Origin of the sequence: Pleomorphomonas koreensis DSM 23070, assembly GCF_000425185.1 — a bacterium.
GTDB classification, from domain to species: Bacteria; Pseudomonadota; Alphaproteobacteria; order Rhizobiales; family Pleomorphomonadaceae; genus Pleomorphomonas; species Pleomorphomonas koreensis.
On the sequence record NZ_AULH01000008.1, the window covers coordinates 238,034 to 260,356 of the forward strand.

The 22,323-nt window shown below is 69.0% G+C and carries 23 protein-coding genes; 13 read left to right on the forward strand and 10 right to left on the reverse strand.

From position 1 onward, the window contains the following. The first annotated feature begins 116 nt into the window (after positions 1-116). The 4 genes from H512_RS0107870 to H512_RS0107885 all read left to right on the forward strand — a co-directional run bounded on the left by H512_RS0107870 (position 117) and on the right by H512_RS0107885 (position 4,941). Entirely contained in the window at positions 117-956 is an 840-nt protein-coding gene (locus H512_RS0107870) for a GGDEF domain-containing protein (RefSeq protein ID WP_026782989.1), read from the forward strand. Positions 957-1,045: 89 nt separating this feature from the next. Next, positions 1,046-3,373: a ribonuclease R gene (gene rnr / locus H512_RS0107875; protein WP_210162670.1), complete on the forward strand. Its 2,328-nt coding sequence runs from the start codon at positions 1,046-1,048 to the stop codon at positions 3,371-3,373. A gap of 435 nt (positions 3,374-3,808) precedes the next feature. Beyond that, entirely contained in the window at positions 3,809-4,444 is a 636-nt protein-coding gene (locus tag H512_RS0107880) for a TetR/AcrR family transcriptional regulator (RefSeq protein WP_084798359.1), read from the forward strand. Continuing rightward, positions 4,441-4,941 carry a VOC family protein gene (locus tag H512_RS0107885; RefSeq protein ID WP_053239671.1) on the forward strand — a complete coding sequence of 167 codons (501 nt, stop codon included), beginning with the start codon at positions 4,441-4,443 and terminating at the stop codon, positions 4,939-4,941. Before H512_RS0107880 ends, H512_RS0107885 begins: the two co-directional genes overlap by 4 nt. A 36-nt stretch (positions 4,942-4,977) precedes the next feature. Here H512_RS0107885 and H512_RS0107890 read toward each other — a convergent pair whose 3' ends face one another. Together H512_RS0107890 and H512_RS0107895 are read right to left on the reverse strand one after the other, a co-directional pair. After that, positions 4,978-5,406, reverse strand: a complete 429-nt coding sequence (locus H512_RS0107890; RefSeq protein ID WP_026782993.1) for a CoA-binding protein — start codon at positions 5,404-5,406, stop codon at positions 4,978-4,980. A gap of 23 nt (positions 5,407-5,429) precedes the next feature. Next, positions 5,430-5,864 (reverse strand): VOC family protein, encoded by a 435-nt coding sequence (locus H512_RS0107895; protein ID WP_036790581.1) that lies wholly within the window; start codon positions 5,862-5,864, stop codon positions 5,430-5,432. 216 nt (positions 5,865-6,080) lie between these two features. Between H512_RS0107895 and fabG the strand changes: the two genes are divergently transcribed. From fabG to mltG, 4 genes are all read left to right on the forward strand, one after another. Then, positions 6,081-6,818 (forward strand): 3-oxoacyl-[acyl-carrier-protein] reductase, encoded by a 738-nt coding sequence (fabG, locus tag H512_RS0107900; RefSeq protein WP_026782995.1) that lies wholly within the window; start codon positions 6,081-6,083, stop codon positions 6,816-6,818. Between the two features lie 400 nt (positions 6,819-7,218). Next, positions 7,219-7,455 (forward strand): acyl carrier protein, encoded by a 237-nt coding sequence (locus tag H512_RS0107905; RefSeq protein ID WP_026782996.1) that lies wholly within the window; start codon positions 7,219-7,221, stop codon positions 7,453-7,455. A 291-nt stretch (positions 7,456-7,746) separates the two neighbouring features. Next, the gene (gene fabF, locus H512_RS0107910; RefSeq protein WP_026782997.1) at positions 7,747-9,009 is read left to right on the forward strand and encodes a beta-ketoacyl-ACP synthase II; all 1,263 of its coding nucleotides are present in this window, start codon (positions 7,747-7,749) and stop codon (positions 9,007-9,009) included. Positions 9,010-9,214: 205 nt separating this feature from the next. Further along, entirely contained in the window at positions 9,215-10,519 is a 1,305-nt protein-coding gene (gene mltG / locus H512_RS23085) for an endolytic transglycosylase MltG (protein WP_053239672.1), read from the forward strand. 3 nt (positions 10,520-10,522) lie between these two features. On the opposite strand, the gene H512_RS0107920 is transcribed toward mltG, so the two are convergent. After that, a complete protein-coding gene (locus tag H512_RS0107920; protein ID WP_026782998.1) occupies positions 10,523-11,149 on the reverse strand; it encodes an MSMEG_1061 family FMN-dependent PPOX-type flavoprotein in 627 nt (208 codons plus the stop codon). Positions 11,150-11,231: 82 nt separating this feature from the next. Here H512_RS0107920 and H512_RS0107925 point away from each other — a divergent pair, with 82 nt between their 5' ends. Next, positions 11,232-12,005, forward strand: coding sequence for an AraC family transcriptional regulator (locus tag H512_RS0107925; protein WP_026782999.1), 774 nt, complete (start codon positions 11,232-11,234; stop codon positions 12,003-12,005). 14 nt (positions 12,006-12,019) lie between these two features. On the opposite strand, the gene H512_RS23090 is transcribed toward H512_RS0107925, so the two are convergent. Together H512_RS23090 and H512_RS0107935 are read right to left on the reverse strand one after the other, a co-directional pair. After that, entirely contained in the window at positions 12,020-13,210 is a 1,191-nt protein-coding gene (locus H512_RS23090; protein ID WP_036790584.1) for a UbiH/UbiF family hydroxylase, read from the reverse strand. A 23-nt stretch (positions 13,211-13,233) separates the two neighbouring features. Then, positions 13,234-14,136: a LysR family transcriptional regulator gene (locus H512_RS0107935; RefSeq protein ID WP_026783000.1), complete on the reverse strand. Its 903-nt coding sequence runs from the start codon at positions 14,134-14,136 to the stop codon at positions 13,234-13,236. Positions 14,137-14,219: 83 nt separating this feature from the next. Between H512_RS0107935 and H512_RS26900 the strand changes: the two genes are divergently transcribed. Beyond that, positions 14,220-14,384, forward strand: coding sequence for a hypothetical protein (locus H512_RS26900; protein WP_156899418.1), 165 nt, complete (start codon positions 14,220-14,222; stop codon positions 14,382-14,384). Between the two features lie 93 nt (positions 14,385-14,477). Here H512_RS26900 and ntrC read toward each other — a convergent pair whose 3' ends face one another. The 3 genes from ntrC to dusB are packed head-to-tail and all read right to left on the reverse strand — an operon-like array spanning position 14,478 to position 18,096. Then, complete coding sequence (ntrC, locus tag H512_RS0107945; RefSeq protein ID WP_026783001.1) at positions 14,478-15,920, reverse strand: nitrogen regulation protein NR(I); 1,443 nt, start codon at positions 15,918-15,920, stop codon at positions 14,478-14,480. Between the two features lie 14 nt (positions 15,921-15,934). Then, complete coding sequence (locus H512_RS0107950; protein ID WP_026783002.1) at positions 15,935-17,050, reverse strand: two-component system sensor histidine kinase NtrB; 1,116 nt, start codon at positions 17,048-17,050, stop codon at positions 15,935-15,937. Then, a complete protein-coding gene (dusB, locus tag H512_RS0107955; protein ID WP_084798360.1) occupies positions 17,047-18,096 on the reverse strand; it encodes a tRNA dihydrouridine synthase DusB in 1,050 nt (349 codons plus the stop codon). Before dusB ends, H512_RS0107950 begins: the two co-directional genes overlap by 4 nt. Before the next feature lie 167 nt (positions 18,097-18,263). Between dusB and H512_RS23095 the strand changes: the two genes are divergently transcribed. Next, entirely contained in the window at positions 18,264-19,535 is a 1,272-nt protein-coding gene (locus H512_RS23095) for a bifunctional 2-C-methyl-D-erythritol 4-phosphate cytidylyltransferase/2-C-methyl-D-erythritol 2,4-cyclodiphosphate synthase (protein WP_053239677.1), read from the forward strand. 17 nt (positions 19,536-19,552) lie between these two features. After that, positions 19,553-20,065 carry a CinA family protein gene (locus H512_RS0107965; RefSeq protein WP_036790586.1) on the forward strand — a complete coding sequence of 171 codons (513 nt, stop codon included), beginning with the start codon at positions 19,553-19,555 and terminating at the stop codon, positions 20,063-20,065. Here the strand turns inward: H512_RS0107965 and H512_RS23100 are convergent. Next, positions 20,011-20,967 (reverse strand): LysR family transcriptional regulator, encoded by a 957-nt coding sequence (locus H512_RS23100; protein WP_053239673.1) that lies wholly within the window; start codon positions 20,965-20,967, stop codon positions 20,011-20,013. The two genes, H512_RS0107965 and H512_RS23100, sit on opposite strands and share 55 nt — an antisense overlap. Before the next feature lie 98 nt (positions 20,968-21,065). Between H512_RS23100 and H512_RS0107975 the strand changes: the two genes are divergently transcribed. Continuing rightward, positions 21,066-21,935 carry an aldo/keto reductase family oxidoreductase gene (locus tag H512_RS0107975; RefSeq protein WP_026783005.1) on the forward strand — a complete coding sequence of 290 codons (870 nt, stop codon included), beginning with the start codon at positions 21,066-21,068 and terminating at the stop codon, positions 21,933-21,935. A gap of 36 nt (positions 21,936-21,971) precedes the next feature. Here H512_RS0107975 and H512_RS0107980 read toward each other — a convergent pair whose 3' ends face one another. After that, positions 21,972-22,217 carry a GlsB/YeaQ/YmgE family stress response membrane protein gene (locus tag H512_RS0107980; protein WP_026783006.1) on the reverse strand — a complete coding sequence of 82 codons (246 nt, stop codon included), beginning with the start codon at positions 22,215-22,217 and terminating at the stop codon, positions 21,972-21,974. Positions 22,218-22,323 lie beyond the last annotated feature (106 nt).

Genomic DNA, 22,323 nt, shown 5'->3' on the forward strand with positions numbered 1-22,323 from the left:
TGTCCGCACGGCAGTGTGAACAATTTTATCGATCTTGTTGGCTGGATCGTTATGTTCTGCGTATACGGTTGAACAATGACGGCAGTCCATCGTTTCCCTGGGATAGAAGATCGATAATGTACGGCGAAATCCTGCGGGCGCTCTTGAACAAGCCCGTCCACTCCGAACGTGACGTCAGGGTCTTCGCTTTCCGCATCGCGGCCATCTGCTTCGTGCTCGCCATGACCGCCGACGCCATCCTGCAGATCATGGCCTTCGGCGGCTGGGTGGAGCTCATCCGCGGCTGGGCGATCACCACCGTCGTCATCGCCGTGGTCGCCTATCCCGTCGGCATCTATCTCGGCAGCACGCGCCTCGACCACCATCGCATCAAGACCAAGCTGACCGAACAGGGCCTCGCCGACAGCCTCACCGGTCTCAGGAACCGGGCATCGCTGCCCGTCGACTATGAGGCCGGGGCGAACAATGCCCGCCTGCTGATCCTCTTGTCGCTCGACCGCTTCAAGACCGTCAACGAGCGCTTCGGCCACCTTGCCGGCGACCGGGTGCTGATCCGCGCCGCCCGGCTGATCGCCGAGGAACTCGGCAATCTCGGCACCATCTACCGCACCGACGGCACCGAATTCACCGTGCTCGCCACCGGCGTCACCGTCGTCGAGGCGCGGTCGCAGGTGCTGGCGCTGCTGGCCCGTTTCGAGGGCACCAATTTCGGCACGATGGAAAAGCCGATCGGCCTGACGCTGTCGGCGGGCATTGCCACGGCGCCGGCCGAAACCGCCTTCGCCGAAGCCTTCGCCGCCGCCGATGCGGCGCTCGAATCGGCCAAGATGACCGGCCGCAGCCGCGTCTGCCTTGCCTCCGAGCCGGCCACCGCCGGCATCGTCGAGGGCGACGAGGTGATCTGGAGCGCCGACCTGCCGCCGGCGCCACGCCGCCGCAAGGCCAGCCGGGCCTGACCCCTTCCCCTTTTGCGCCCTTCCCTTCACAAGCGCCACGCCGCAGCCGCTCGGTTGCCGGGCTGGCCTTGCGCCTCCATCTATGGTCTATGTCGACCCGACCCCTGACCCAACGGAACACTCGCTTGGCCCGCAAGCCCCGCCCTACCGACGAACCCGCCGTCCCCACCCGCGAGGCGATCCTCCGCTTCATCACCGAGAATCCCGGCAAGGGAACGAAGCGCGACATCGCCCGCGCCTTCGAGGTGCATGGTGAGGGCCGCATCGTGCTGAAGCGCCTCCTGAAGGAGCTGGAGGGCGAGGGCCTGATCGAGCGCCGTCACCGCCGCTTCGCCGAACCGGGCGCGCTGCCGGCCGTGCTGGCCTGCGACATCGTCTCCCGCGACCGCGACGGCGATCTCTACGCCGAGCCGGCCGAATGGGACGCCGAGAGCGGCCCGCGACCGCGCTTCGTGGTGGTCGCCGTGCGCCGCCGTCGCGGCGAGCACGGCCCGGCCGCCGGCCTCGGCGACCGGGTGCTCTCCCGCGTCGTCGATCTGCCGGACGGCTACGAGGGCCTCGCCCGCGCCGGCATCCGCGTCATGAAGGTGCTGGAGAAGAAGCCGGCCGGCATCCTCGGCATCCTCAGGGTGACCGATGCCGGCGCCCGCCTGCTGCCGATCTCCAAGAAGCAGACCGAAGAGCTGATCATCGCCGCCGAGGACGTCGGCACCGCCGAGGACGGCGATCTCGTTGCCGTAGACGTCCTGCGCTCCGGCCGCTTCGGCCTTGCCCGCGCCCGCGTCCGCGAGGTCGTCGGCAATCTCCGCTCGGAGAAAGCGGTGTCGATGATCGCCATCCACGCCAACGACATCCCCTACATCTTCCCCGAGGCGGTGCTGCGCGAGGCCGAGGCGGCGCCGGCCGCCACGATGGCCGGCCGCGAGGACTGGCGCGATCTTCCCCTCGTCACCATCGATCCGCCCGACGCCAAGGACCACGACGACGCCGTCCACGCCATACCCGACGACGACCCGGAGAACGTCGGCGGCCACGTCGTCACCGTCGCCATCGCCGACGTCGCCGCCTATGTCCGGCCCGGCTCGGACCTCGACCGCGAGGCGCTGAAGCGAGGCAACTCGGTCTACTTTCCCGACCGCGTCATCCCCATGCTGCCCGAGCGCATCTCCAACGACCTCTGCTCGCTGAAGGAAGGCGTCGACCGGCCGGCGCTCGCCGTGCGCATGGTGTTCGACGCCGACGGCCGCAAGAAGCGCCATTCCTTCCACCGCATCATGATGCGCTCGTCGGCCAAGCTCTCCTATGTCGAGGCGCAGGCGGCGATCGACGGGCAGCCGAACGAGCGTACCGGCCCGATTCTCAACAGCGTGCTGAAGCCGCTCTGGGCGGCCTACGACATCCTCGCCGCCGCCCGCGACGCCCGCGGCCCGCTCGACCTCGACCTGCCCGAGCGCAAGGTGCTGTTGACGCCCGACGGCACCGTCGACCGCATCGTCACGCCCGAACGCCTCGCCGCCCACCGGCTGATCGAGGAGTTCATGATCCAGGCCAACGTCGCGGCCGCCGAGACGCTGGAAAAGCGGCGGACGCCGCTCCTTTACCGCGTCCACGACCAGCCGTCGCTGGCCAAGCTGGAGAGCCTGCGCGAATTCCTGGCGACGCTCGACATGAAGATCGCCAAGCAGGGCAACCTTGAGCCTGAGCTGTTCAACCGCATCCTCGAACGGGTGCAGGGCACGCCGCAGGCCTATCTGGTCAACGAGGTGGTACTGCGCTCGCAGAGCCAGGCCGAATACTCGCCGGTCAACATCGGCCATTTCGGCCTCAACCTCAGGAAATACGCCCACTTCACCTCGCCGATCCGCCGCTATGCCGACCTCGTCGTCCACCGCGGCCTGATCACCGCCCTGGGGCTCGGCGACGGCGGCCTCCCCGACGGCGTCGAGGAAACGCTGCCGCGCGTCGCCGAGGCCATCTCGGCCGCCGAGCGGCGGGCGATGCAGGCCGAGCGCGAGACCATCGACCGGCTGATCGCCGGCTGGCTCAGCGACCGCGTCGGCGCCATCTTCCGCGGCCGCGTCGCCGGCGTCACCAAGGCCGGCCTGTTCGTGCGGCTCGATGAAACCGGCGCCGACGGCTTCATCCCCATCTCGACGCTCGGCGCCGATTATTTCGCCTATGACGAGGCGCGGCACTCGCTGATCGGCTCGCGCAGCGGCGAGACCTACCGGCTCGGCGACCGCGTCGAAGTGAAACTCATCGAAGCCGCGCCGTTCGCCGGCGCCCTGCGCTTCGAGATGGTGTCGGAGGGCAGCGCCGGCCGGCCGCTCGGCCGCGGCGCCGCGCTGCGCGCCGCCAAGGCCCGCAAGGACCGCGAGCGCAAGGAACGGATGGGCAAGGTGCGGCGGGGGCGGTGAGAGAGCCGCGCAGCCGCCGGATTGCCGCTCTCTTCCCGGCCGCCGGCGGAGAACCGTCCGGGTCTTCAGGCAATAAGCTGGACGTGTCCGGACCGGCCTGAGATGGTCCTTCTCAGGTCGGAAGAGGTGCCTTCCGCAATGAGCGGCGGGCCCACCTGAAACCGCGTCTCCATATCTTCCAGCACTTCCCCCTCCGCCCCGCAAGTTCCTCGCTTCCACCCTCCGCGGTCCTCTTCAATGAGCGGCGGGCCCACCTGAAACCGCGTCTCCAGATCTTCCAGCGCTTCCCCCTCCGCCCCGCCCGTTCCTCGCTTCCATCCTCCGCGGTCCTCTTCTTCAACACGTCCCGCGCCCTGTTTCTCCCCATGTCGCCTTTTCTCACCCCCGCCATACGTATTATTGCTTTTATACCGACCAGTCGGTACAAATCTCTTCATGAATGCACCGTCCGCCACACTTGCCCCCATGCCGCCCGCCCGGCGAAAGCTGCTCGACGCGGCGATGATCATCCTGCGCAAGAAGGGCTATGCCGCCACGACGGTCGACGACCTCTGCGCGGCGGCCGGGGTCGCCAAGGGCTCGTTCTTCCACCATTTCGATGGCAAGGAGGCGCTGGCCGTCGCCGCCGCCGAATACTGGTCGGCGACCACCGGCGCGCTGTTCGCCGCCGCGCCCTATCACGCGCCCGACGACCCGCTCGACCGGGTGCTCGGCTACATCGATTTCCGCAAGGCGATCCTGATGGGCGAGCCCGCCGCCTTCTCCTGCGTCGCCGGCACCCTGCTGCAGGAGACCTTCGAGACGCATCCGGCGATCCGCGATGCCTGCGCCGCCGCCATCTTCGACCACGCCGCCCGGCTCGAAGCCGACATCGACGCCGCCATCGCCCGCCACGGCATCGCCGGCGGCGTCACCGCCGCAAGCCTCGCCCGCCACGCCATGGCGGTGCTGCAAGGGGCGTTCATCCTCGCCAAGGCGACCGGCGACGCGGCGATCGCCGCCAGTTCCGTCGATCATCTCCGCCGCTACGTCGGCCTGCTGTTTTCCCGACCAGAAGGAGCCTCGCCATGACGACCATCGCATCGACCGCCGGCAAGCCCCGCACGGCCCCCGCCCTCACGCCGCATCTCTGGTTCGACAAGGAGGCCGTCGAGGCGGCCGAATTCTACGTCTCGGTGTTCCCCGGTTCGCACATCGACGCGGTGGACCGCATCGAAGGCACGCCGTCCGGCGACTGCGACCTCGTGTCCTTCACGCTCGCCGGCCTGCCGTTCATGGCGATCAGCGCCGGCCCGGCGTTCAGGTTCAACGAAGCGATCAGCCTGATGATCCCCTGCGAGACGCAGGCCGAGATCGACTATTATTGGACCGTCCTTGCCGCTGACCCCGAAGACGGCGTATGCGGCTGGATCAAGGACCGCTACGGCCTGTCCTGGCAGGTGTCGCCGGCGGCGATCAACGACTGGATGGCCTCGGGCGATGCCGCCGCCAAGGCGCGCCTCACCGCCGCCATCCTGGCCTCGCGCAAGTTCGACATCGACGCCTTGAGAAAGGCCTTCGAGGGGTGACGACGGCCGGTGACCGACCGCCGCCGGCCTTGTCCCTCATACCCCGAGGCGCGGCGCCTCGATGGCCGGGCAGCGGTCCATCACCGTCCGGACGCCCTTCGCCTCGGCCCGGTCGAAGCCGGCCTGGTTGATGACGCCGAGCTGCAGCCAGATGGTCTTCGGCGGCACCGGCAGCGCCAGCGCCTCGTCGATGGTGTCGCCGGCCGCCTCGGAATTGCGGAACACGTCGACCATGTCGATCTCGGCCGGCACGTCGGCGAGGCTGGCGTAGACCGTCCGCCCCTGCAACTCCTGGCCGGCGAGGCCGGGGTTGATCGGGTAGACCTCGTAGCCGCGTCCGATCAGGAAGCCCATGACGCCATAGACGGGGCGCGCCGGGTTCTGGCTGGCGCCGACCACGGCGATGGTCCGCGTCTCCTCGAGGATGCGGGTGATGTCGTCGTCGCTCTTGCCGTCGATGGCCATCGGTGACTCTCCTTATCCTGAGTTCAGAGCGTCACTATGCCACGATCGTCGACCTGGACGAAGGGATTGTGGGCGACTTCCCAGAGATGGCCGTCGGGATCGGCGAAATAGCCTGAATAACCGCCCCAGAACACCTTCTGCGGCGTCTTCTTCAGCGTCGCGCCGGCGGCGAGCGCCGCCGCCATCGCCGCGTCGACCGCCTCTTCGGACGGATAGTTGTGAGCGAGGGTCACGCCGTCGAAACCGTGGCCGTCGTCGGCCACCTCCGCGTCCTCGGCGAGGGCCAAACGCGGAAAGATCGACAGCACCAGCCCGGCGAGCTGGAAGAACACGATGTTCTCGTTCGATCCGGGACCTGCTGTGAAGCCCAGCGCCTCGTAGAAGGCGCGCGAGTGGGCGAGATCGGCGACGCCGAGGGCGATGATCGACACGGTGGAGAAATGCGACTGTCCGGCCATGGGAATCTCCTTGTCTGGCATGGCGAGAGTAGAAGGACCCCGGTCCGTCCGCGTCAGCAGTCTTCGGACGCTCCAAGCCGTCATCCGGACCGGTAACCACCGGCAAATGCGGGGAAACCGGCCGTTTGCGCTTGACTTGGCACGGCCGACGTGGTGTCAGGCCGTCCAGCAAGCCACCGGCAATGATCGGACGGCCTTGGGAACGGGGTGGAAGTCATGTTCGACTTGACTGGAATGACGGCACTGGTCACCGGCGCCTCCGGCGGCATCGGCGGCGCGATCGCCACCGCGCTGCACGCACAGGGTGCCAGGGTAGCGCTGTCCGGCACCCGTCTGGCGCCGCTCGAAGCACTGGCCGGCAAGCTCGGCGACCGCGTCCACATCGTCGCCGCCAACCTTTCCGACCGCGCCGACGTCGACCGTCTGTTCACCGACGCCGAGGCCGCCCTCGGCCAGGTCGACATTCTCATCAACAACGCCGGCATCACCCGCGATGGCCTGTTCATGCGCATGAAGGATGAGGACTGGGATCAGGTGATCGAGGTGAACCTCACCTCCGGCTTCCGTCTGGCCCGCGCCGCGATCAAGGGCATGATGAAGCGCCGCTTCGGCCGCGTCATCGGCATCACCTCCATCGTCGGCGTCACCGGCAATCCCGGCCAGGGCAACTATGCCGCCGCCAAGGCCGGCATGATCGGCATGACCAAGGCGCTGGCCGCCGAGGTGGCGAGCCGCGGCATCACCGCCAACTGCGTGGCGCCCGGCTTCATCGAAACGGCGATGACCGACGCGCTCAACGACAAGCAGAAGGAAGGTACGCTGGCCGCCGTGCCGATGGGCCGGCTCGGCACCGCCGACGAGATCGCCGCCGCCTGCGTCTACCTCGCCAGCCGCGAAGCCGCCTACGTCACCGGCCAGACGCTGCACGTCAACGGCGGCATGGCGATGATCTGACGGGAAGGCCGGGCAACCCCGGCCTTTGCCGCGTTTTCAGGGTTTCGCGGATGGTAAACGAACCATTCGCGATCAACGGCGGTTTCGCGAGGGGCCGCTAGTCATCAGGGGCGAAGTGTGTTACCAAGCCCGCGATCTGATCGGGAACCGTTCGAGGACCCGCGCGAAGGTCGTGAGCACGAGCATAGGCTGGGATCGCCACGATTTCCGAGGGGCTTCGGGCTTGTTCTACCCCCGGGGGCGGGCGATCGGACCAACTGCGGGGGTGCCGTCAGGCACTGGGATGCTCGACACCTTCGGTAGCCGGCCTTCGTCGTCGCGGCATCGCTGATGCGAGGCAGGCGGCGGGCGGCCGGCGTCCCGTTCGGCAATGGATTTGGACTGACAAGGATCCGTGAACATGAGCGAAGTCGCTGAAAAGGTGAAGACCATCGTTATCGACCATCTCGGCGTGGATGCCGACAAGGTGGTTCTCGAAGCCTCCTTCATCGAAGACCTGGGTGCCGATTCCCTCGACACCGTCGAGCTGGTCATGGCCTTCGAGGAAGCCTTCGGCGTCGAGATCCCCGACGATGCCGCCGAGACGATCCTGACGGTCGGCGACGCCGTCAAGTTCCTCGAGAAGGCGACGGGCTGATTTCCGGACGCATCCGGCTGGGAAGCAGTTCCTCTCCGAGGAACTGCTTCCTTTGCTTGGGCGTTACCTGTCTGCCGGCTTGGCGGCCGGCGGCGCCGGTCGGTCCCGGCTGAACGGCCTCTTCACTCCGCCCGCCGAAGCAACAGTCGGTCAGGCCGACTCGGATTCTTGCTCCGGTCTTCGTTTTCCTGCATCCGCTTTTCGAACGGATGCTCCAGCGTCCCGCTCGCGCGTGTCCTCCCCATGGCGACGGACCCGGCGGAGACGACCAACAGGGAGGCTCTCGTCCAAATGAGGCGAGTCGTCATCACCGGTCTCGGCATGGTCACGCCGCTCGGCTGCGGTGTCGAGCATAACTGGGCCGCCATCAAGGCCGGCAAGAGCGGCATCCGCCGCATCGAATCCTTCCCCGTCGACGATATCGCCTGCCAGATCGCCGGCGTCATTCCGCGTGGCGACGGCAGCGACGGCACCTTCAATCCCGACCTCGCCATGGACCCCAAGGACCAGCGCAAGGTCGACGACTTCATCATCTTCGCGCTGGAGGCGGCCCGTCAGGCGGTCGCGGACAGCGGCTGGACGCCGACCGACTACGACGATCAGTCCCGCTCGGGCGTGCTGGTCGGCTCGGGCATCGGCGGCCTCAACGGCATCGTCGAGGCCGGCTACACGCTGCGCGACAAGGGACCGCGCCGCATCTCGCCGTTCTTCATTCCCGGCCGGCTGATCAACCTCACCGCCGGCTACATCTCCATCGCCCACGGCTACAAGGGCCCCAACTCCTCGGTCGTCACCGCCTGCTCCACCGGCTCGCACGCCATCGGCGACGCGGCGCGGCTGATCGCCAACGACGAAGCGGACGTGATGATTGCCGGCGGCTCGGAAAGCCCGGTGTGCCGTCTGTCGCTGGCCGGCTTCGCCTCGATGAAGGCGCTTTGCTTCACTTTCAACGACCGTCCCGAGCAAGGCTCGCGCCCCTATGACCGCGACCGCGACGGCTTCGTGATGAGCGAAGGCGCCGGCATCGTCGTCGTCGAGGAGCTGGAGCACGCCAGGAAGCGCGGCGCCACCATCTACGGCGAGATCGTCGGCTACGGCATGTCGGGCGACGCCTACCACATCACCGCCCCCTCCGAGGACGGCGACGGCGCCTTCCGCTGCATGAAGGCCGCCCTGCGCAACGCCAAGATCTCGCCGGACGAGATCGGCTACATCAACGCCCACGGCACCTCGACCATGGCCGACGGCATCGAGGTCGGCGCCGTCGAGCGGCTGTTCGGCGAGGCGGCGAAGTCGCTGGCCATGTCGTCGACCAAGTCGATGACCGGTCACCTTCTCGGCGCCGCCGGCGCCATCGAGGCGATTTACACCACGCTCGCCGTGCGCGACGGCATCCTGCCGCCGACCATCAACCTCGACAATCCCAACGTCGAGACGCCGATCGATCTCGTGCCGCACAAGGCCAAGGAGAAGAAGCTGCGCTACGCGCTGTCCAACTCCTTCGGTTTCGGCGGCACCAACGCTTCGCTGATCGTCAAGGCTTTCGAGGGCTGAGGCCGGTCGGAGACTGGGACAGAAAAGACGGCCCGCCGGATTGCAAAGTCCGGCGGGCCGTTTGATTCGGCGGCGAAAGCTGTGGCAATCACAAAGCGGCGCTTGCCAAGCCCGGAACGGCCGTGTTGCTTGGAAGCCCCGCCGTTCCGCGCTGCTGCCACAATTCTAGGCGGAAGTGACGAAGCGACGCTCCAGGAAGAGGCCGATGGACGACAGGCAGGACGCAAACGACACCAGCGACGAGGTCAGGACGCGGCTCAATCCCAAGAGCCCGCGCGAAGCGCTGGCGCCCGAGCAGGCGCCGCCGTTGCCGCGCTCGCGCTCGGCCCGCAACCCGATCGTCGTGGTGATGAACGGCCTGGTGACGCTGTTGGTGCTCGGTGTCATCGCCGCCGGCGTGCTGCTCTACTGGGGCAAGGGCGAGTTCGAGAAACCCGGCCCGCTGACCGCCGAGAAGGTGGTGGTCATTCCGGCCGATTCCGGCCTCGCCCGCATCGCCGACATCCTGGAGACCGAGGGGGTGATCGAGAGCCCCTACGACCTCTTCGGCCACTACGTCTTCATCGGCGGCGTGCGCGCTTACCAGCAGCAGGGCCGCCTCAAGGCCGGCGAATACGCCTTCCCGGCCGGCATCAGCATGCGCGGCGTCATGAACATGCTGGTGTCGGGCAAGGCGATCCTGCACCAGATCACCTTCCCCGAGGGTCTCACCTCGCGGCAGATCGTCGACCGGCTGAACGCCAACGAGTTCCTGACCGGCGCCGTGGCCGGCGTGCCGGACGAGGGCACGCTGCTGCCCGAAACCTACAGCTTCACGCGCGGCGCTGCCCGCAGCCAGATTCTCGATCAGATGAAGTCCGCCCATGCCCGGGCGCTCGAAGAAATCTGGGCCGGTCGCGACAAGGACCTGCCCTTCGACGGGCCGCACCAGTTGGTGACGCTGGCCTCGATCGTCGAGAAGGAGACCGGCAAGGCCGACGAGCGGCCGCACGTCGCCTCGGTGTTCCTCAACCGGCTTGAGCGCAACATGCGCCTGCAATCCGACCCGACCATCATCTACGGCCTGGTCGGCGGCGCCGGCACGCTCGGCCGGCCGATCACCCGCGCCGACATCGACAAGCCGACGCCCTACAACACCTATCACGTCAACGGCCTGCCGCCGGGGCCGATCGCCAATCCCGGCCGTGCCGCGCTGGAGGCGGTGGCCAATCCGTCCAACACCAAGGACCTCTATTTCGTTGCCGACGGCAGCGGCGGCCACATCTTCGCGGCGAGCCTCGCCGAGCACAACCGCAACGTCGCCAAGTGGCGCAAGGTCGAGCGGGCCAAGGCCGCCGCCGGCAAGGCGGACGTCGACACCAAGGATCCGGACGCCGTCGACCTGCCGCCCGATGCCGACGACGACGACGCCGCCGCTCCGGCGCCGAAGGCCGATCCCAACGACCTCCTCGACGGCGCCAAGCCGCGCGATCCGGCGCTGCCGGTGCTGCCGCAGCCCAAGCCGGAGTGACATTCAGCCGTAGAGGTCGCTCCGCACGGCCTGATCGTAGTGCGCGTCGATCGCCTCGGCGACGGCGGCGTCCTGCTTGGTCATGGTCGCCAGTATCTGCCCCGGCGTCGGCACGCTGTTGCGGTCGATGCGCGATGCCGGGTCCCACAGTCGTGCCCGGTTGACCGCCTTGCCGCAATGGAACAGCACCTCGTCCACCGTCACGACGATGGCGGTCTTCGGCTGCTTGGTCCCCTCCGCCAGGCTGGCGCAAAGCGCCGGATCCTCGGTGACCCGGCCGTGCCCGTTGATCCGCATGAACACGTCGAGGCCCGGAAACAGGAACAGCATGCCGAGCCGGTCGTCCTCGGTGAGGTTGCGCAGCGATTCGATGCGATTGTTTCCCGGCCAGTCGGCGAACGCCACCGTTTTGCTGTCCAGCACGTTGACAAAGCCCGGCGGGCCGCCGCGCGGCGAGGCGTCGAGCCCGCTGCTGTCGCCGGTGGCGAGGCAGAAGAAGGTCGCCTTTTCCAGATAGGCGACGTGAAATGACAGCAGCTCCGGCATCACCGCCTTCTGGATATGCTCCGAGGGCGGCGCGTAGAGGCGGTCGAGATCGGCTTCGGCGAGAGAGGGGCTTTGCATGGTCATCGGCTTCTCCTGTCGAAAGACGATAGCCGGCCGCAGGCGGCCGCGCTAAGCTATCGACGCCAAACAATTGCGAGTAGCCGCCATGGTCGAGGAGAAATTCGCGTTGGCGGCCAGCAACCCCCGCGACCCCGTCATCATCGCGCTCTACGAGGCGCAGGCCGAGCATCGCGAACTGGGAACGCACAGCCACGCGCGCGGCCAGCTCTCCGGCCTGCGCCGGGGGCTGCTGACCATGGGCACGGAGGCCGGCGCCTGGATCGTGCCGGCCGACCATGCGGTCTGGCTGCCGCCCCATCATCGCCATTACGGCTGGACGCACGGCGCCATCGAAGCATGGAGCTGCTACGTGGCCGAACCGGCCTGCGTCAGCCTGCCGACCTCGCCGTGTACGATCAGAACGTCGGGCTTGCTGCGCGAGGCGGTGATGCGCGCCTCGGACTGGCAGGGCGACAGCCTCGACGAAGAGCAGTGGCACGTCGCCATGGTGATCCTCAATGAACTGCGCACCGCTCCCGTCAAGCCTTTCGGGCTGCCGATGCCGCGCGACCCGCGCCTGGCGCTGATCGCCCGCGCCCTGCTCGACGATCCCGGCGACCGGCGCGGCATCGGCGAATGGGCTGATTGGGCCGGCATTTCGGAGCGTACGGCGAGCCGCCGCTTCGTCCTGGAAACGGGCTTCACCTACACGGCCTGGCGCCAGCGGGCGAGATTGATGCGGGCATTGGAAATGCTGGCCGAAGGGCAAGCGGTGACCAACGTCGCCCTCGATCTCGGCTACGACAGCGTCAGCGCCTTCATCGCGCTCTTCAAACGGACGTTGGGCGTCACGCCGACGGCCTATTTCCAGCGCGGTTGATTCTCAGGGACCGGCTATCGCGCCCCCAGCCCGAGGCGCATCAGGAAGCGCCGGAAGGGGCCGACGTCGCGGGCGAGCCACAGGCCGGCGGCGCGGGCGGCCTGCACCGGCAGGAAGCCGGTCAGCAGCGATCGGTTGAGAAGGTCGACGCCGGTCACGTGGCCGATGATGTCGAAGCGCCGCGCCTGGGCGTAGCGCTTGGCAGCCACCACGCCGTCGAAGGCCCGCCCATCCTCGGCCGAGGACGCAACGATCTCCCTGAGCACCTCGACGTCGCGCAGCGTCAGATTGAACCCCTGGGCGCCGATCGGCGGAATGCCGTGCGCCGCCTCGCCGACCAGCGCCACGCGGCCGGCGGCCAGCCGCTGCGCCTGGAAGCCGGAGATCGGCCAGCGCTGGCGGGGGCTGTCGATGGTCATCTTGCCGAGCACCGAGCCGGCGCGGCGCTCGATCTCGGCGGAGAGCGCCGCGTCGTCGAGCCCGTTCATGTGCTCGATCACCTCCCGCCGGTCCATCCAGACCAGCGACGACCGCCGCTCGCCGTGCGGCACCAGTGTGAACGGCCCGGCCTTGGTATGGAACTCGACGGAGGCATCGCGGTGCGGTTCGCCGTGCGTGAGGCTGAGCACCAGGGCTTCCTGCGGATAGCTCCAGGATTTCACGTCGATGCCGGCCGCCTGCCGCACGCCGGACTTGCGGCCGTCGGCGGCGATCACCAGCGCTGCCGACAGCGTTTCGCCGGAGGACAGACGAAGAATGTCGCCGGTTCCACGGTGGTCGAGCGTCTGGAACAGCGCCTCGAAACGGACGATGCGATTGTCGCGCTGGGCGATGCCCTTCGACAGCGCCGCCACCAGCGCACCGTTGGCGACATTGTAGCCGAACAGCTCGCGGCCGATCTCGCGGGCGTCGAAGGCGACATCGGGTGCCCGGAACAGCCGGCCGGTGGCATCGACAAGGCGCATGCGCCTGAGCGGCGCGGCGACGGCGGCCAGCCCGTCCCAGATGCCGTGCCGGGCGAGGAAATCGACCGACCCGCCGAGCAGCGCCGTCGTCCGCCAATCATCGACGCCGGGCGCCGGCGCCACCAGCGCCACGCGCAGGCCGGCGTCGCCGAGCGCAATGGCGGCGGCAAGGCCGGCCGGCCCTCCCCCCACCACGGCCGCGTCGAAATGCGGCGGCTCGTCGCTCTGGGCTTCGCTCATGGGCTTCTCCGAAAACAGGAGTCCTATGTGGACACGCTCTCGGCGTTTGGCAAGGACGATTGCCGGTCAGCCCGCCCCTCGAACAGCGCCGCGTGGCGGCGGAACAGGGCCCGCATGCGGTCGACCACCGTCCGGATCTCCGGCCGGTGGCGGTCCTCGTTGTTCATGACCAGCCAACTGCGGTGGCGGAGTTCGGCGATCTCCTCGCCCACCCGGCGAAGCTCCGGATCGTCGTCGCCGACGAAGCAGGGCAGCGCGCCGACGCCGGCGCCCGACAGGATGGAATGCCTCAGCCCCTCGGCCCGGCTGACGGTGGCGATCAGGTTGTTCGGCCAGCGCTCGTGCGGATAGCGGAGGTAGCGCGAGATGGCCGCCTCCTCCGTCACGGCGATCCAGCGATCGACCTGACCGGGCGGCATGTCGCGGGCCGCATAGACGGCGTAGGCCACCTCCGGCAGGCGCACGGCGGCGAGGTTGCTCTCTTCCGGCTCGAAGGCGCGAATGCCGATATCGGCGCTGCGATGGGCAAGGCTGGCCCGCTCCTCGGAAATGCCGAGATCGATGCCGTGCCGGTCTCCCGGCCGCACCAGTTCGCCGAGATGGCGGGCGAGAAAGCGGGCGCACCACGAGCCGGCGCAGATGCGAACCCGCACCGCGCCGCAGAGACCGGCGTTCCAGACTTCCATCTCGCGGCCGGCCGCCTCCATGCCGGCAAGATGGTCGAGCAGCGCCTGCCCGCCGCCGGTCAGCGAGTAGCCCGACTGGCTGCGCACGAACAGCGCGCACTCCATCTGCCGTTCGAGATCCAGCATCCGCCGGCCGACGGTGGCGCTTGAGAGGCCGATGCGGTCGGCCGCCGCGCTGAGGCTGCCGGCCCGGGCGACCGCCAGGAAGATTTGGTAGGAATCCCAGGGGATGTTTTTCATTTCTGCACGCCAAGTTGCAATCCTGGAGGATTGAACCGATTCATTTGTCGCTGTATCCAGATGACGAACCAGGGAGAAACGCCATGACCCCCGATCAATACGTCCATCTGTTCATGCAGCCCAAGCCGAAGAGAAGGTCATTTCCAGACCAGAGTCAATATGACTACGAGCTGGAGCTGATAAATCCCGTCGAACGGACCAGCATCGTCAGGCGGACGATGCGGTATATCCTCGGCCTCATGCATTGATGACCGGCAATGAATTGTCGGCCGTCATGCGACAGCCAAAAGAACAGGCGCCGACCTCGGCCGGCGCCTCTTTTTTTTCATACATGCGCCGGCTCAGCGCGAATTGCGGATCACCTGCACGTCGAGGTCGCGGATCTTCTTGCGCAGCGTATTGCGGTTGACGCCGAGCAGTTCGGCCGCCTTGATCTGGTTGCCGCGCGTCGCCGCCAGCGCCGCGCCGATCAGCGGATATTCCACTTCCTTGAGGATGCGGTGATAGAGGCCGGGCGGCGGCAGGTTGTCGCCGAACTCGGCGAAATACTTGGCAAGGAAGCGCTCCACCGATTCAGACAGGTCCTCGTCGGCCGGCGTCTCCTCCTCGATCAGCGTCACGGTCGGCGTCGCCAGCTCCGCCTCGATCAGGTTCACCGTGATGGTGTCCTGCGGATAGAGGGCGGCGAGGCGGCGGACGAGGTTCTCCAGTTCGCGAATGTTGCCGGGCCAGCGATAGCGCTTCAGCCGCTCGACCGCCGCCGCCTCGATCTGCTTGGACGGCAGCCCCTCCTTCTCGGCCACGGTGAAGAAGTGGCGGACGAGGTCGGGAATGTCCTCGACGCGCTCGCGGAGCGGCGGCAGGCGGATCGGTACCACGTTGAGGCGGAAGAACAGGTCCTCGCGGAAAAGGCCCTGATTGATCAAGAGCCGCAGGTCCTTGTTGGTGGCGGCGACGATGCGCACATCGGTCTTGATCGGCGTGCGGCCGCCGACCGTGGTGTATTCGCCCTGCTGGAGCACGCGCAGGAGGCGCGTCTGGGCGTCCATCGGCATGTCGCCGATCTCGTCGAGGAACAGGGTGCCGCCCTCGGCCTGCTCGAAGCGGCCGGCCGAGCGGGCCTGGGCGCCGGTGAAGGCGCCCTTCTCGTGGCCGAACAGCTCGCTCTCGATCAGGTCGCGCGGGATGGCCGCCATGTTGATCGGCACGAACGGGCCGTTGCGGCGCTTGCCGTAGTCGTGCAGGGCGCGCGCCACCAGTTCCTTGCCGGTGCCGCTCTCGCCGGTGATCATCACCGTCAGGTCGGTCTGCATCAGCCGGGCGAGCACGCGGTAGATTTCCTGCATGGCCGGCGAGCGGCCGACCAGCGGCATGTTCTCGGCGCCGTCCTCGCCGGGCTCCAGCCGCTGCCGGCCCTTGGGCTCGGCCAGCGCCCGGCCGACGATGGCGATCAGCTCCTTGAGGTCGAAGGGCTTGGGCAGATACTCGTAGGCGCCCTTTTCCGAGGCGCGGATCGCCGTCATGAAGGTGTTCTGGGCGCTCATCACCACCACCGGCAGGTCGGGGCGCGCCTTCTTGATACGCGGCAGCAGGTCGAAGGCGTTCTCGTCGGGCATCACCACGTCGGTGATGACGAGGTCGCCGTCACCCTGGCTGACCCAGCGCCACAGCGTCGCCGCGTTGGAGGTGAGACGCACTTCGTAGCCCGCCCGCGACAGGGCCTGGTTCAGCACCGTTCGGATGGCGGAATCGTCGTCGGCGACGAGTATGCTGCCGGTTGGCATCGGAGAGGACCCTTTCAGTCGGCGATCTTGTCGACATAGGCGGGGAGGAGAAGGCGGAAGGTGGTGCGGCGCGGCTGGCTCTCGCACTCGATGACGCCGCCGTGGTCGCCGACGATCTTGGCGACCAGGGCGAGGCCGAGGCCGCTGCCGTTGGTCTTGGTGGTGACGAAGGGATCGAACATGTGCGTCTGGATCTCCTCGGGCACGCCGGGGCCGTTGTCGCGGACGCAGAATTCCAGCGGCAGGCTGACGCGCTCGCGCGTGCCCGGCACCGACAGCCGCACGCCCGGCCGGAAGGCCGTCGTCAGGGCGATCTCGGCGTCCGGCGTGTCGGTCAGCGCCTCGGCGGCGTTCTTGACGAGGTTGAGGAACACCTGCACCAGTTGGTCGCGGTTGGCATAGACCGGCGGCAGCGACGGGTCGTATTCCTCGACGATGCGGATGTCGCGGGCAAAGCCGGTGAGCGCCAGGCGCTTCACGTGCTCCAGCACGGCGTGGATGTTGACCGGCTCGCGCTCGATCGGCCGCTCGTCGGAGAACACCTCCATGCGGTCGACCAGCTTGACGATGCGGTCGGCCTCCTCGGTGATCAGTTGGGTCAGCGCCCGGTCGTCGTCGTCGGCCGACTGTTCGAGAAGCTGCGCCGCGCCGCGGATGCCGGAGAGCGGGTTCTTGATCTCGTGCGCCAGCATGGCGGCGAGGCCGGTCACCGAGCGGGCGGCGCCGCGATGGGTGAGCTGCTTGTCCATCTTGTCGGCCATGGTGCGCTCCTGGAGCATGATCACCACGTGGCCGGGACGGTCGGAGGCGGGAGCGGCGTAGATATCGACGACGCGCTCGCCGCCGTTTCGCGGCGTGCCGACATCGACGCGGTATTCGTTGACCGACGAGCCGCGCTCGCGCACCTGCTCGACGAGTTGGAGGAGCGGGCTGCCGAACGGCACGAAATGCCGCAGCGAATGGCGGCCGAGCACGGCGGCGCTCGACTGGAAGAAATTCTGCGCCGCGTCGTTGGCCGAGCAGACCCGGCCCTCGGCGTCCAGCATGATCACCGGATGCGGCAGGGCGTTGAGGATCGACACTTCGAGATCCCGCCCGGCCGAGCCCTCGGCGGATGATGGCGACGTCATGCGGCAATCCTCTCGAAATTCGCTTCACCGGCCGCGAACCATTCGTCGACGGCCTCGATGGCGGCGTCCGGCGTTTCGGCCGTCAGCGCCCGCCGGCGGATGCCCGATGCCGCCGCGTCGCGGCGCGGCACGGCGTCGAAGGTCCAGCCGAGGTGCTTGCGGGCCATGCGGAGGCCGAGGCCTTCGCCGTAGTAGGCGAGCATATGCGTATATTGGGCCTTGAGCGCGCCCAGGATGTCGCCCCGCGCCGGCGCCGCGACCTCGCCGCCCGTGGCGAGCGCTTCGGCGATCCGGCCCGGCAGCCAGGGCCGGCCGCAGGCGCCACGGCCGACCATCACCGCGTCGGCGCCCGACTGGCGCAGGGCCTCGCGCGCCGAGGCGGCGTCGACGACGTCGCCGTTGACGACCAGCGGAATGGCGACGGCCTCGCGCACCGCCCTCACCTTCGACCAGTCGGCCGTGCCCTTGTAGAACTGGTTGCGCGTGCGGGCGTGGACGGTGACCAGCGCGACGCCGGCCGCCTCGGCCCGCCGGGCCAGTTCCGGCGCGTTGATCGAGCAATCGTCCCAGCCGAGCCGCATCTTCAGCGTCACCGGCACGCGGGCGGCGCCGACCACCGCCTCGATCAGCGTCAGCGCGTGGTCGAGGTCGCGCATCAGGGCCGAGCCGGAATAGCCCGACACCACCTTCTTGGCCGGACAGCCCATGTTGATGTCGATGATGTCGGCACCGCCGGCCTCGGCCGCCCGGGCGCCCTCGGCCATCCAGCGCGCCTCGCGTCCGGCCAGTTGCACGACGTGCAGCCCGTCGTCGTCGGCCTCGGCGCGCGCCGTGGTCTCCGGATCGCCGTCGAGCAGCGTTTCCGACGCCACCATCTCCGATACGGTGAGGCCGGCGCCGTAGCGGCGGGCAAGGCGGCGGAACGGCAGGTCGGTGATGCCGGCCATCGGCGCCAGGAACACCCGCGACGCCACCGTCAGCGGACCGACGCGGAGCGCCGTCGCCGCTGCCATCGCCGTCCCGTCCTCCGGCTTCCGAACCGTCATGCTTACACCTTGTGCAGAAGTTTCATTGCATACAAATTACGCAATTGATAGCCTTTCAAAAGAAACGACGCAAGCGTCTTGCGGGGCCTCCAGCCGATAACGTAACGAGAATGCACATTTTTGACGCGGCCGTGCGCCGGCCGCCGAGCGGAGCCCAGTCGAAGGCCATGCCGTCCAGCACCTCGCGTCCCGTCCCGCCGTCCGCGCCGCCGAGGGTGGCGGTGATTCTGGCCGCCGCCGGACGCGGCGCCCGCGCCGCCGCCGCCGGCGAGCCGCCCAAGCAATATCGCACGCTCTGCGGCCGGCCGGTGATCGCCCGCACCATCGCCGCCTTTCTCGGCCATCCCGGCGTCGATCGCCTGCTGGCGGTGATCCACCCCGACGACCGCGACCTCTACGCCGCTGCCATCGCCGGCCTCGACGATCCGCGCCTGCTGCCGCCGGTTTTCGGCGGCGCCGATCGTCAGGCGAGCTGCCTCGCCGGCCTGGAGGCGCTTTCCGCCGACGCCCCCGACCTGGTGCTGATCCACGACGCCGTGCGGCCGTTCATCGGCGCCGCCGCCATCGACCGGGTGATCGGCGCGCTCGGCCGGGAGGTGGCGGTGCTGGCCGGCGTGCCGGTGACCGACACGGTGAAGCGGGCCGACGACGACGGCTATGTCGGCGAGACGGTGCCGCGCCAGAACCTGTGGCGGGCCGCCACGCCGCAGGGCTTCCGCTATGCCGAGATCGTCGCCGCCCACCGGGCGCTCTCCGCCCGCGGCGTCACCGGCATCACCGACGACGCCGCCGTCGCCGAAATGGCCGGCCACCGCGTATGGCTCGTCGACGGCGGCGCCGACAACGTCAAGCTGACCACGCCGGAGGATTTCGCCATGGCCGAACAGCGCCTTTCCACCGAAGCCTTCCTCGCCACGCCGGACGTCCGCGTCGGCACCGGCTACGACGTCCACGTGCTGGAGCCGGGCGACGGCGTCACGCTCGGCGGCGTGTTCATCCCGCATGATCATCGCCTCAAGGGCCACTCGGACGCCGACGTCGCCCTGCACGCGCTGACCGACGCCATCCTCGGCGCCCTCGGCGACGGCGACATCGGCCAGCACTTCCCGCCCTCCGACCAGCGCTGGCGCGGCGCCGCCTCCCGGCTGTTCCTGGAAGACGCGGTGCGGCGCGTCCGCGAGCGCGGCGGCATTCTCGCCCATTGCGACGTCACGCTCATCGCCGAGGCACCCAAGGTCGGGCCGCATCGCGAGGCCATGCGGGCGGCGATCGCCGAGGCTTGCGGCATCACCATCGACCGGGTCGGCGTCAAGGCCACCACCAACGAAGGCCTCGGTTTTGCCGGCCGCCGCGAGGGCATCGCCGCCATCGCCACCGCCACGGTGCGGCTGCCGCTCGGCGGCCCGGAACCGGCCCGGCCGGCCGACGTTGCCCCCTGAGGGAAAGGACAAACGCCATGACCGATCTGTCGCCGCTTCACCCGCGCGCCGCGACTCTGCTCGAAAAAGCCCGCACCAAGCAGTTGACCATCGCCACCGCCGAGAGCTGCACCGGTGGCCTGATCGCCGGCCTGCTGACCGAGATCGCCGGCTCCTCGGCGGTGGTGGAGCGCGGCTTCGTCACCTATTCCAACGCCGCCAAGGTGGAGATGCTGGGCGTGCCCGAGGCGACGCTGATCGCCCACGGCGCCGTATCGGAGGCCACCGCCCGCGCCATGGCCGAGGGCGCGCTCGCCCATTCGCGCGCCGCGCTCGCCGTCGCCGTCACCGGCATCGCCGGCCCCGATGGCGGCACGGACGACAAGCCGGTCGGCCTGGTGCATTTCGCCTGCGCCGTCACCGGCCGGCCGACCGTCCACGTCGCGCGCCGCTTCGGCGATGTCGGCCGCGCCGAGGTGCGCCTTGCCGCGGTGGTTCAGGCGCTGGCCATGCTGGAGGAGGCCGTCGCCGCCTGGAGCCTGACCGCCTGATCCGCGCCGGCCGCCTTCACGAAGTCGATGAACGCCCTGAGCGGTGCCGGCACCAGCCGTCGGCCGGGATAGTAAAGGAACGGCCCGGAAAAGCGCGGCCACCAGGGCTCCAGCACCGGCTCTAGCGCGCCGGCGTCGAAATGCGGCCTCAACCAGTCCTCGAACAGCCCCATGATGCCGACGCCGCCGATCGCCGCGGCGATCAGCAGGTCGGCGCCGCCGCCCGGACCGACCACGAGCTGCCCCACCGGATCGACGATCAGCGCCTCGCCGTCCTTCTCGAACTCCCAGGGCGACAGCGCGCCGCTCGAAAAGCGGCCGCGCAGGCAGTTGTGGCCGAGGAGGTCGCGCGGATGCGCCGGCCGGCCGCAGCGGTCGAGATAGGCGGACGCGGCGGCCAGCGCATAGCGCTGCTGCCGCGGACCGATCGGCACGGCGATCATGTCCTGCTCCAGCCGCTCGTCGTAGCGGATGCCGGCGTCGCAGCCCGAGGCCACCAGATCGACGAACGAATCCTCGGCGACGATCTCCAGCTGGATGTCCGGATAGGCGGCGAGGAAACCCGGCACGATGTCCGGCAGCACCAGCCGCGCCGCGCTGACCGGCACGTTGAGCCGGAGCGGCCCGCCGATCCGCTCGCGATAGCCGTTGACCACGTCGAGCGCCAGATCGACCTCGGCGATGGCCGGCCGCAGCCGGTCGGCAAGTTCGCGGCCGACCGCCGTCAGCTCGACGCTGCGCGTCGTCCGGTGAAAGAGGCGCACGCCGAGCCGCGCCTCCAGCCGCCGCACCGCCTCGCTGAGGCGCGAGGCGCTGTCGCCGGCCGCGCGGGCGGCGTCGCGGAAGCCGCCTGCCCTCGCCACCGCCAGAAAAGCCGAGATGTCGCCGAAGTCGATGGACATTGTTCGATGATCCGTACAGCGTGTGCCGAGTGTAGCCCGTTCCCGGCACAGCTGCCAGCGCCTATGTCTGGGCTTCGACAACCCAAGGGAGACGCCCCATGTCCTCGATCGAAAAAGCTGGACTCTACCGTCTCGGCGACCGCACCGTGAAGCGGCTCGGCTATGGCGCCATGCAGCTCGCCGGCCCCGGCGTGTTCGGCCCGCCGAAGGACCGGGCCGAGGCGGTGGCGGTGCTGCGCGAGGCGGTGGCCGCCGGCGTCGACCACATCGACACCAGCGACTTCTACGGCCCGCACGTCACCAATGAGATCATCCGCGAGGCGCTCCACCCCTACCCGGCCGATCTGACCATCGTCACCAAGGTCGGCGGCAAGCGCGGCGCCGACGGCTCCTGGCTGCGCGCCGACGCGCCGGACGAACTGCGCGCCGCCGTCGAGGACAACCTCCGCAACCTCGGCCTCGACGCGCTCGACGTCGTGAACATGCGCTTCATGTTCGATCCGCATCGCCCGGCCGACGGGCCGGTCGAGGCGCAGATCGAGGCGCTGGCCGACTTGCAGCGGCAGGGCCTCATCCGCCATATCGGCGTCAGCCACGTGACCTCGGCGCAGGTCAAGGCGGCGCGGCGCATCGTCGACGTCGTCTGCGTCCAGAACCACTACAATCTCGTCCACCGCGACGACGACGCGCTGATCGACGAACTGGCCGCCGAGGGCATCGCCTACGTGCCCTATTTCCCGCTCGGCGGCTTCTCGCCCTTGCAGTCGGATACGCTGGCCGCCGTGGCGACCCGGCTCGGCGTCACGCCGATGCAGCTGGCGCTGGCCTGGCTGCTCCGCCGCTCGCCCAACATCCTGCTGATTCCCGGCACCTCGTCGCGCGCCCACCTCCGCGAAAACCTCGCGGTGGCGGAGATCGACCTCGATCCGGCGACGCTCCGGGAACTCGACGCCATCGGCAAGCCGTAAGGCGGAGCAGAGGGGCGCGGCCTTTCGGTCGCGCCGTTATCGCCGGAACTGGCGATAGAGCGAGATCAGCACGACGGCGCCGATGGTGCCGCCGGCGAGGTTGTCGAGCCAGCCGTAGGGGAAGAAGCCGAAGTGGCGGACCACCCAGGCGAAGACCACGGCGCCGACGACGCCGAGGATCAGGTTGGTGAGAAGGCCGTGATCGGAGCGGGTGAAACGCTCGGCCAGCCAGCCGGCCAGCAGTCCGATGATGATGGTGCCGATGATGCCGACGCCTGCCATTCTGATCCTCCCTGATCGGCCATGGTCGTCAATGTAGGTCGCGCGCCCGTCGTCCGGAAGAGGAGAACAGGCCGTTCCCCTCAGAGATCGCTCGGAAATTCGCGCC